The organism is Lactococcus sp. dk101, assembly GCF_009601055.1.
In the GTDB taxonomy this organism is placed as follows: domain Bacteria; phylum Bacillota; class Bacilli; order Lactobacillales; family Streptococcaceae; genus Lactococcus.
In genome coordinates this window covers 1-9,826 of the sequence record NZ_WITI01000024.1, presented here as the reverse complement: position 1 = coordinate 9,826, position 9,826 = coordinate 1, and the positions used below count along the sequence as shown (strand labels likewise).

Annotated in this window: 13 protein-coding genes and 3 pseudogenes; 1 reads left to right on the top strand and 15 read right to left on the bottom strand. The window is 32.3% G+C overall.

Annotated features, from left to right (window positions below; translation table 11 throughout):
* From GHI45_RS10965 to GHI45_RS10895, 15 genes and pseudogenes are all read right to left on the bottom strand, one after another.
* Positions 1-447: pseudogene (locus tag GHI45_RS10965) on the bottom strand (IS6 family transposase); the annotation flags it as partial.
* Between the two features lie 184 nt (positions 448-631).
* On the bottom strand, positions 632-1,021 hold the full coding sequence (locus GHI45_RS10960; protein ID WP_305061075.1) for an AbiH family protein: 390 nt from the start codon (positions 1,019-1,021) through the stop codon (positions 632-634).
* A 28-nt stretch (positions 1,022-1,049) separates the two neighbouring features.
* Positions 1,050-1,394, bottom strand: coding sequence for a hypothetical protein (locus GHI45_RS10955; RefSeq protein ID WP_147780880.1), 345 nt, complete (start codon positions 1,392-1,394; stop codon positions 1,050-1,052).
* A gap of 14 nt (positions 1,395-1,408) precedes the next feature.
* A complete protein-coding gene (locus GHI45_RS11335; protein ID WP_187230128.1) occupies positions 1,409-1,645 on the bottom strand; it encodes a hypothetical protein in 237 nt (78 codons plus the stop codon).
* Between the two features lie 452 nt (positions 1,646-2,097).
* Positions 2,098-2,376 (bottom strand): HU family DNA-binding protein, encoded by a 279-nt coding sequence (locus tag GHI45_RS10945; RefSeq protein WP_147780882.1) that lies wholly within the window; start codon positions 2,374-2,376, stop codon positions 2,098-2,100.
* A 122-nt stretch (positions 2,377-2,498) separates the two neighbouring features.
* Positions 2,499-2,960: a type III toxin-antitoxin system ToxN/AbiQ family toxin gene (locus GHI45_RS10940; RefSeq protein ID WP_147780883.1), complete on the bottom strand. Its 462-nt coding sequence runs from the start codon at positions 2,958-2,960 to the stop codon at positions 2,499-2,501.
* Positions 2,923-3,084 carry a type III toxin-antitoxin system ToxN/AbiQ family toxin gene (locus tag GHI45_RS11605; RefSeq protein ID WP_147780884.1) on the bottom strand — a complete coding sequence of 54 codons (162 nt, stop codon included), beginning with the start codon at positions 3,082-3,084 and terminating at the stop codon, positions 2,923-2,925. The genes GHI45_RS10940 and GHI45_RS11605 overlap by 38 nt, the downstream gene beginning before the upstream one ends.
* Before the next feature lie 184 nt (positions 3,085-3,268).
* Positions 3,269-4,306 (bottom strand): C39 family peptidase, encoded by a 1,038-nt coding sequence (locus GHI45_RS10930; RefSeq protein WP_147780885.1) that lies wholly within the window; start codon positions 4,304-4,306, stop codon positions 3,269-3,271.
* Between the two features lie 75 nt (positions 4,307-4,381).
* A pseudogene (locus tag GHI45_RS11600) lies at positions 4,382-4,612 on the bottom strand (N-acetylmuramoyl-L-alanine amidase); the annotation flags it as partial.
* Positions 4,602-5,003, bottom strand: a complete 402-nt coding sequence (locus tag GHI45_RS10920; protein ID WP_147780886.1) for a hypothetical protein — start codon at positions 5,001-5,003, stop codon at positions 4,602-4,604. The gene GHI45_RS10920 and the pseudogene GHI45_RS11600, both read right to left, overlap by 11 nt.
* A gap of 69 nt (positions 5,004-5,072) precedes the next feature.
* Positions 5,073-6,739 (bottom strand): annotated as a pseudogene (locus tag GHI45_RS11595) (relaxase/mobilization nuclease domain-containing protein).
* Positions 6,739-7,098, bottom strand: a complete 360-nt coding sequence (gene mobC, locus GHI45_RS10910; protein ID WP_147780887.1) for a plasmid mobilization relaxosome protein MobC — start codon at positions 7,096-7,098, stop codon at positions 6,739-6,741. The pseudogene GHI45_RS11595 and the gene mobC overlap by 1 nt, the downstream one beginning before the upstream one ends.
* Before the next feature lie 201 nt (positions 7,099-7,299).
* Positions 7,300-7,572 (bottom strand): hypothetical protein, encoded by a 273-nt coding sequence (locus GHI45_RS10905; RefSeq protein WP_147780888.1) that lies wholly within the window; start codon positions 7,570-7,572, stop codon positions 7,300-7,302.
* An 87-nt stretch (positions 7,573-7,659) separates the two neighbouring features.
* On the bottom strand, positions 7,660-7,950 hold the full coding sequence (locus GHI45_RS10900; RefSeq protein WP_147780889.1) for a hypothetical protein: 291 nt from the start codon (positions 7,948-7,950) through the stop codon (positions 7,660-7,662).
* Between the two features lie 329 nt (positions 7,951-8,279).
* On the bottom strand, positions 8,280-9,140 hold the full coding sequence (locus tag GHI45_RS10895; protein WP_147780890.1) for a hypothetical protein: 861 nt from the start codon (positions 9,138-9,140) through the stop codon (positions 8,280-8,282).
* Positions 9,141-9,270: 130 nt separating this feature from the next.
* Here GHI45_RS10895 and GHI45_RS10890 point away from each other — a divergent pair.
* Positions 9,271-9,826: IS6 family transposase (locus GHI45_RS10890; RefSeq protein ID WP_153497451.1), on the top strand; the 556-nt coding region annotated here is incomplete at its 3' end.

Here is a 9,826-nt window from a genome sequence, read left to right as displayed (position 1 = left end):
GATTATCCACCTGTAGTTTCCTAAAAGCAGCACCAATGGATGGCGCTTTATCTGTTACGACCACGCTAGGTTCTCCGAATTGTTTACGGAGTCGTTTAAGAAAGCATAAGCTGATTGAGTATCTCTTTTCTTCCGTAACCAGATGTCCAGGGTTAGCCCATCCGAATCGATTGCTCGATAAAGATAGTGCCAACGCCCTTTGACTTTAATATATGTTTCGTCCATTTTCCACGAATAGAAGGACTGTCTATTTTTTCTCTTCCAAATTTGATAGAGAACCTTACTATATTCTTGAACCCAGCGGTAAATAGTGGTGTGACTCACCTGTATTCCTCGCTCATAAAGAATTTCTTGAACCTCACGATAGCTCAAATTATAACGGAGATAGTAACCTATTGCGACAATAATTACGTCTTTTTGAAATTGTTTGCCTTTAAAATGGTTCATATTCCCTAGCCTCACTATCTTTTTTCTTCATTTTACACTAAAATGGACTTAAAGAAAAACTTTGCAACAGAACCTGTAGGTATTTCTCTAATACGTAACCTATTTTCTAGTTGCAATTTAGTAAAAAGGTTTCTTCCTATTGTTTTATTCTCAAAATTGGAACCATAAGTTTCAATTAATTTTGTTATCTGTAAGATAAAATTACTATAAATTTCTTCTCTTTTTTTGGGTTCATAATTGCTCCAAAAAAAATGAGTACAGTATCACTATTATAGATGTCCACAGCGTCAAACATAGCTTGAAAATAAGAATAGTCTGCGTCAGATAAACTATGGCCAAAAAATTTAATGTAGTTTATATTCGGATTAATTATCACATTGTTGCTTTTTTCAAATTCTTGTTCAAGTATTCTAAATGATTTTGAAAGTTTTAAAGGGTTATCTTTTTTAAATATGTCTACAAGACTATCATAGTCTATACCAAATATAATATTGTCTTCTTCCAACCTTCCATGTATGTTTCTGATTTTATCAGTTTTATTAATTATTGGGGAAGTATAATTGAAAGAAAGTATATTAGTTTCAAAGCGAGTTATAAGTTGATCAGTAAGATAACCATGTATAGATGAATATTCTTCTAATTTTTCGAAATTTTTTTGTTCTAATACTTGGCCTATCGCTTAATTTTTTTAAAATCGCATTGGTTTTAGCTAAGGTACTACCTTCATCGTTATATACACTTATGTAGAATAGTAAAGTTGTTGATAAAAGAAAAAAATCATTAGGTCGAGGAACACTATTTTCATGAATCCTAATTTGTTCCAATAAATATGTTTTGAAATCATCTTCAACAATTAATAGCTCCGCCTTAAGTAAATCGAATAGTTCATTTATAGGAGGGACTATTTTATTTAGTAATAAAACTTCTAATTCTGGTGCAGCTTCCATTCTATGAAATCTTGTTAATTTTTCTGCTGTTCCAAAGTCAACTTCAGATTCATTTTTATCCTGATTCCAACATATTTTTTTCCTTCACTAATTAAAGAGGAATTATATGTTTTTTGAACATTAACAAGTGTTTCCAATAGTATGTATTCCACATCAGACCACTTTGAATTTTCTAATTTTAGATTATTTTTGTATTTTGTATTAAATCTGTTATACCAAAAAATTTTTTTAGTTTTTTCACTTTCATCCATTTAAAGAAGTCTCCATAACTGGATTTCAATTCACAAGCTAAATCAAATCCATTGCCTAAAACAATTAACTGCGCTCTATTTTTTATCATTATTAATCTCCATGCATTTTTCTTATTTTAAAAATAATAATTTATACTTTTTTCTTTTTAAATTTAATATTAAATGTTATTTATCCGAAATTTATGAAAAATGATTATGTAAGGTAATTTCTTTTTGTGACTTTTCATCTCTATTTGATGTTATAAGATTATAAATTTTATCTGTTTTCTGAGATACTAAAAATTAGTCTGTACCAAAAGTTCCCATTCATTTCAACTCATCTTTACAGTTTCATGCTCTATTTTTGATCCTTTTATTATTTCATAGAATAATTTCCCCCTCAAAGAAGAATTACATTTTTAAAAAAGCGACTCATCAACATTTAGATGGATCGCTTTTATTTATATTAACTATTATTTTTTAACTGCATCTTTCAAGGTTTTTCCTGCCTTGAATGCAGGAACAGTTGATGCCGCAATCTTGATTTCTTCCCCTGTTTGAGGGTTACGTCCTATACGCTCTGCTCGTTGTCTGATTTCAAATGTCCCAAATCCTATCATTTGGACTGCTTCATGTTTTGAAAGAGTTTTTGAGATTGTTTCTGTTAATGCGTTAATTGCTTTTTCACTTTGTTTTTGAGTCAATCCTGATTTTTCAGAGACTGAAACAACAAGGTCTTTTTTATTTGCCATGGTGTTCTCCTTTTGTTGTACTAAGCTAAGTATATCACAATTCAAGTAAAATCAAGAATGGACTATTGCAGTAGCTCTACTAAATTTTTGTAAAATGAAAATACCAACGTTTGTAGTGCTTTTTATCTAGTTTTATTTTTTTCTTGAGTATCTGTATTTTGTCTTTGTTTGTTGACTTGTTCGATTCGTTCCTCAAACTTATTTTGAGGTCTTTTTAAATTACTATATTCTTTTGCAAACTTCTCTAGCTTATTGAAATCAACGCAAAAGCTAATAAGCTTTTTATGCTTTTCAGGTTCAGTAGTCATTGACTTATGAAGGCTTTTAGCATTTCTCAAAATCATACTTTTCTTAGCTCTACAAGCCAAGAACTCATTCTTTAGCAAGTTTCTATATTTTGAATCCTCGATCTGGTCAATATTGAATTGGATCACACATTCTTTTGGAACAGGTATCATATTATTCAGACTCAAGACAGAAAGTAATTTATTGTTTTTCTTAATTTTAATTAACGTGTACCCTTCGTGTAGCTTTTCATGTTTAGGTTTAGCTGAAACTAAGGGGGACAAAATAGTCAACTTCATTGATACTGAATAGCACCCCTAGGTAGGGCTTATCATGGTTACCATGATGGTATTGTACCTTGCTATCGAGTTTATTTAACAGTTCTACATAGTCATTATCAACTTTACATAACAAGAATTTCATACGTTCTCCTATTTTATATTTAAATAAAAAAAGAGGAATATCTCCTCATTTTTTGATTTTAAAGTTTCTCACTAACAGTAGAGAATCACTGACTTTGTTTGGTTTCTCATTCACAGTAGGGAATCACTGACTTTTATAAGTACTATTATACTATATTTATCAAGCTTTGGCAATATAGTAACCTTTATCTAGGGAGATAAACAGTCGCTGCCGAAGCCCCTTTATTTTTATTGTCAGCTTTCCATGAAAGCAAACTCCACACTTGAGAAACACTATGACTACCACTGAAAATTAAACCATTCCAGGGATCAGTAACAGTAGTATATCCTCCTGAATAGCCACGTAGAACAACGATATGACGAACACCATTTCCTAAGTCAAGACATACAGTCGCAGTATAGCCTTGAGACAAGTAGTTAGCTAATTCATTTGCTGAACTCATAACCTTATAGTTCAAGCCCCAATGGTTCGCTACCATAGTTAAATCTGATTGAGCTGAACCTACTTCAGGGTATCTGTCAAATGTTCTATAAGCATGAGCATAGTCTGCTGTTTGAACAGGAGTAACTGTTGTTCCAAAGCCTGAAATAATCATAGCCATAGAAGCCATTCCACAACCAGTATTTCCTAAAGTATATCCGGCATACTTTTTATTTACCCAACGAGAATCACGTTGTGAGTAGTAAGGCATAGAGAACTGTTTGATTACACTATTGTTTTTTGCATTGATATATTTCAAAGTTCCATTAACTGACTTCCAACCAGTTTTTTGCTGTATAAAAGCAAATGAACCTACTACTGGTTTTGCTGTTCCTTTAGGTACAACTTTAATCTTGACAGTTTCCATACGGTAAGCAACGTGAGCTGTTCCGGCTTCTTGCCCATTTACTGCCCAACCAAGCCACCCAAAGCCTTGTACGTGTGTTTGGTATTGAACGTCAAAATATTTAGCTAAGTCCCCTGTGAGGTTTACTTGTAAGGCTTCTAACCGAAGTTTTTGACCAGCTGTACCAGAGATAGCACCATTTGAAACATAACCTTGCCAACCGATATTTTGAACGTGGGTACGATAGGTGATTCCCCCAGTTACATTACTAGAAATATTTCCAAGAGAGATTTTAATTCCTTCCAGTCTTAAAAAACGACCAGTAGTTCCTGAATTTTCTCCATTAGATACTGTGTTTTGCCAACCGATATTTTGAACGTGAACTTGATAGTTCACTTTAGGAAGTGTGAGATAACCAAATTTAACACCATTAGTTGAGACAGGGGCTTGTTCTCCTTTTTTTACTAATTTAATTTCAATCGCTTCTAGTCTCCAAGCAAGACCACTACTCCCTGAAATTTCATTATCTTTAACGTAACTCGTCCAGCCTACATTTTGGACATGAACACGATAGTAAACAGAATATTCATTTGCAATATCTCCAGTAAGACGGATTTTGACAGCTTCAAGTCTTTTGCTTTGTCCTATAGTTCCTGAAGCATTACCATTTGAGGTTTCTGAAGTCCACCCCTTATCTTGAATATGAAATTCCCCCAGTCGTTCCTTCAGCTAAATCTGCTAAAGATATTTTCAGAGACTCCATTCTTAATTTTTTACCACTTGTGCCAGACATTGCCCCATTTTCAACTTGAGGTAACCATCTTTTGTCTTGTATATAAGTGCTATATTGAACTTTTGGAGTTTTTTCAATAGCCGAAGTTTTTTCAATGGTTGATTGTTCAGTAGTACTTTGTTCAGTTGACTGCTCAGAGGATTGCTCAGTACTTTGTTCGGTTGACTCCTCAGACAGTTGTTCTGTATTTTGAATCGTTGTATCAGCATATACTCCAATAGATAATAATGGAGTTACTTCAGATATTCCTAAACAGGCAACTGCTAAGAGAACTGAAGATTTAATTCCAATTTTTTTCATGTTCTACCTTTCTTTAATTCAATCATAACAAATAATTATTTATTCTCAAATTTTTTACAAATTGTACATTTAAAGAGACCTTGATTTTTCATCTTCTTTTTTTTCGGTATCTTGACCAACTTTTTTAATACCATTATAAATATTGAAATCTTCTATCGCATCGTCTAATTTTTCTTTTAGTATTTTCCGACTCGCTTTTTCTGATTGTAACTCAAGCTTAATATCATCAAACGTTAAATCAGAAGCGACATCCATTTCATTCAAATATTTTTCAGCATTACTTCTATCTTCAGGTTGTTCTGGTTCCAAAGCTAAAAGATATTTGCTCACTTGAGAGAGCTTCAATAGCTTTTCATCTATCTTATCTAAACTTAATTGAGCTTCTTCCATAACTTGCATGAGTTTATTTTCTAAGTTCTCAAGCTGAGTGCCATCAGACACACCATGTTCTGCTAAGAAGTTAATGGCTTCTACTATTTCATTTAGAGTGGCTATGATTGGTTCTTTTTTGATTGGTACTGTTCCATTGTAAAGTGAGAGTTGCTTTATTAAAGTTTGTCCGTCCATGTATCTACTTCTCTCTGAATTCTTATCATTCGTGAATCTTTTTTCTTTACATAGAGGGCATAATTACCATCTTCTAAGTGATCCATTTTTTATGCACCAACAAATAATTGACCATGATTAGCAACTCCAAAATCAACATTGATATAGCACCCTTTGTTCGTTGCATGGTCAACTTGCCAGGGTTCTAAAATTACTTCATAATCAAAGTCTTGTTTTTTTACTGTAATTCTTTTCTTCATATCTTTCAAGAACTTCATCAACAGTCAGGGCTACATTATTTTTTTTCAATCGTTCAGTAATTCGTTCAATATTATATCTTTCAGGATCTTTCTTTGACAGACTTCTTGACCTGGTATTTTTTTTCTGAGGTTCATCAGTCAGTTTAAACGTTGACCACTTCACATCAAAATTACAAGATAAATTTAATGCACTTGCTTTTCTTTTGAAATCTTCAATATCTGTAGAGTGTTCGATTAAGAAATCTAATCTTTGATTAATTTTCTTTTGATAGATATTTTCAATTTGCCACATTGTATATTTTGTGTGTGAATTTTTTGGAGACTTCTCAATAATCTTTGCGCCCATTTTTGAAGCATGCTTATCTGAAATTTGTTCAAAGATTCGTTTAGTTCCTTTTTGCCATCTAAAATAATTTCCAGTTACTAAGTTTGTTGAATTGAAAATAATATGGTTATGGATATGTTCCTTATCAGTATGAGTTGTGATTACAAATTCATGATTTCCACCCGTTAATTTTAAAACTGTTTTTCTTCCAATTTCATGAATTTCTTCAGGAGTTAAATTATCTTCAGGAGAAAAAGATTGAATCAAGTGATGTGCAAGTGTAGCATTATTTTTTTCCAATGAACTCATATCAAATTCCATTAGACCAGTTTCAGGATTCAAGGTAAGGTTCTTTCCACTATTTAAAGCCGACATTTGTTTAGTCCAAAGAAATTCTTCTTCTGCATGATTAACATTTGAAACATGATAAGCAGATACTAATTTTTTTCCAATGTTTTTTCGTCATTATAAATATAAGAAAAGACTTCTTCCGGGTGTTCATTATCTTTCTTTTGATAACTTGTTTTACTTTCGTTTTCAGAATACTCAATAGAAGCTTTTAAATGTTTTCTTGTCCTAATATTAAGGTGCTTTGTATAGACCATCAAATAATCTTTCTATTTTTTTTCATTTCTGTTTTAATTGTTTGAGTTACTTCATCAGATAGATCCGACATAGTTTTTTGTAAGTTCACAATATCCTCAACTGATATTTCATTAAACTGATTAGCAAGACGGACAATTTGATTTATATTATTTCCAACTTTTGCGACTTGCCGATTTAGATTCATCAACTCAGAATAATCTATTGTATTAACTTCTCCCTGAATAAGAATTGTTCGAGCGAAATTTTGAAAATTATTAAAAGAACTTTTCTCAATTTTATTTCTTATATACTCATTTTCTTCTTCAGATAGTCTGATTATTTTCTGAATTGGTCGTTTCAGTTTATAAACTTTAGGCATCGCATTTTATTCCTTTCCTACAACATAGACAAAGGGGGGGCGAGGAAATTTTTTCTTTAGCGAGCAGAGCAACATGATAGCATGTTGCGATATTTAAGATTAAGTATAAGCTAGAAACTAGCTTATACTTAATCTTAAATTTTAGGGTTTCCCCCAATCTCCCTTTTATTTTTTTTAACAATTTTAACATTTACTGATTCTTTATTTGTCAAAAGTAAAAGCAGATTCCAATGAAGTTAAAAATTCTTCATATTCAAGTGGCTTCATATTTTTAAAAACATTTAAAGCTTCTTCGTAGTTATTTACTAATTCTTCAATACCATTTTCTTTAAGTTCCGATATTGTTTTCTTAATCTGAATGAGTAATGTTCGTTTGTCCATACCTAATTTTCCAGGCATAAATTTAGGGTTATCTGAAGGGAATTCTTCAAGGAAATACTCCGAAACTATAATCATTAAATCTTCGTTATTCATCATTGTCTCCTTTTTCTTTTCTTATTCGTGTGCTTTTATATCTTTCACTTCTCGTCCTCGCTACTTTATTTTCTTGTGTTGAGGACTCTACATTTTTGACTGAGTTTGTCTATTTTCTTTTGTTTTTCCATCAACTTGCTTAGTTGATTTTTGATTTTGTGCTTTACTTAAACGTTCTTCAAACTTATTTTTAGCAACCTTGTTATCAAATACTTTTTCATAAGTTTTATCAATTTCTTCAATTAGATATTGAGATTGTTTAGTAATTACCTTGAGAGAACTTTCAAAATCATCAACAGAGTTTTTCTTTCCAATCCAATTTGCAAGATAGCCAAAAGAGTATGAACTAGGGTTTATTCCAAGGTGTTTTGAAATCACGTAAGCAACTGATTCAGCTTCAAATTCTTGAATCGTATATTGTTTATTTCTAAATTTAGCACCAGCATTTCTATGAGTTCTGTTGCAAATTTTTCCAAAAAGTATAGAAGCTCTAATCTAACATTTTGACTATCCCGTTATTCCCACTACATTTAAATTCAGTCGATACCAAAACACCGAAGAAAGTGTCTTTCCTTCGATGTTTAATATAAACATCCCTAAATAATACCAACATACTAAAATTAAAATTTTGGATATCTGATTTTTTAGTAAACTAGCGACATATTAAAATTTACAAGAAAGTAAAGAAAATATCTTTCCTTTTTCTATTATTCCTCTCTTTTAGGTTTACTACGTATCCACGTTTTACCGAGAACGCCAACTAATAATCCAATTACAAACATAAGGATCCATCGCCAATCAAAACTTGTTGCTACTGAACTCACCTGAGGGGTGATATCCGTTGTAGAAAGTGGTTTAGCAAAGAAATCGTATATATTATTTGAATTTACGCCGTCAGTTCGTGTGTTAGATAGCAGAGACTTAAAATTACCATAATAATTTTCGTTATCTTTAAAATCATTATTCCCCGTATTTAATAAACTATCGATATTATTGATGACACCTTTTGCGGCTTCTTGAGTTTGGGTGACTTTACTCACCATTTCGGTGAATTGATCCGCATTACTCTTAATGATTTGAGCACTTGAATCCGTATCTTTAGCTTGTTTTGCTGTAGATGAAACCATACCAGAAATCGTACTGTACATCGCGTCACTTGAAGCCTTTTCATAATAAAGTGCACTGTCATTCTGGGAATATTCTTGCCAGGGTTTTTCTTGTAATAAATTTGTTTGGTTTGTAGTCCATGCTTGATACTCTGCATCTAAACTATTCATTGTTTGCTTATACCATGTGTTTAGATCATTAGAAATTTGATTGAAACAATCCTGTGGCAAACTATTATTTAAGGTCGATTGATCTTTAACTAAGCTTGAAATCGTAGATTGGAGAGTTCCCAGCGTATCGGTTACATCTTTAATATTTTTTGTACCATTAGTCATGAATTGTTGAGCATCATCCTTACTTAAGCGATCCTCAATTTGGGCCGTGTCCATATTGCCATACATCTTATAAATTGATTTTGATTCATCATTTCCCTCTTTTTTAAAATCAGTCACTGTAGTCATATCTTCATAAGTTTCTCCGGGTTCACCATAGAGAAAGGTGATCAAACTACTTGCTGGGTTCTGTTACAAAGTTTTTCTTTAAGTCCATTTTAGTGTGAAATGAAGAAAAAAGATAGTGAGGCTAGGGAATATGAACCATTATAAAGGCAAACAATTTCAAAAAGACGTAATTATTGTCGCAGTAGGTTACTATCTCCGTTATAATTTGAGCTATCGTGAGGTTCAAGAAATTCTTTATGAGCGAGGAATACAGGTGAGTCACACCACTATTTACCGCTGGGTTCAAGAATACAGTAAGGTTCTCTATCAGATTTGGAAGAGAAAAAATAGACAATCCCTCTCTTCGTGGAAAATGGATGAGACATATATTAAAGTGAAAGGGCGTTGGCACTATCTTTATCGGGCAATCGATTCGGATGGATTAACCCTGGACATCTGGTTACGAAAGAAAAGAGATACTCAATCAGCTTATGCTTTCTTAAAGCGACTTCGTAAACAATTTGGAGAACCTAGCGTGGTCGTAACAGATAAAGCGCCATCCATTGGTGCTGCTTTTAGGAAACTACAGGTGGATAATCTATATCCTACGACTGAGCATCGCACTGTTAAGTATCTAAACAATTTAATTGAACAAGATCACCGTTCAATTAAACGTCGTAACAAATTTTATCGAAGTCTTCGCACTG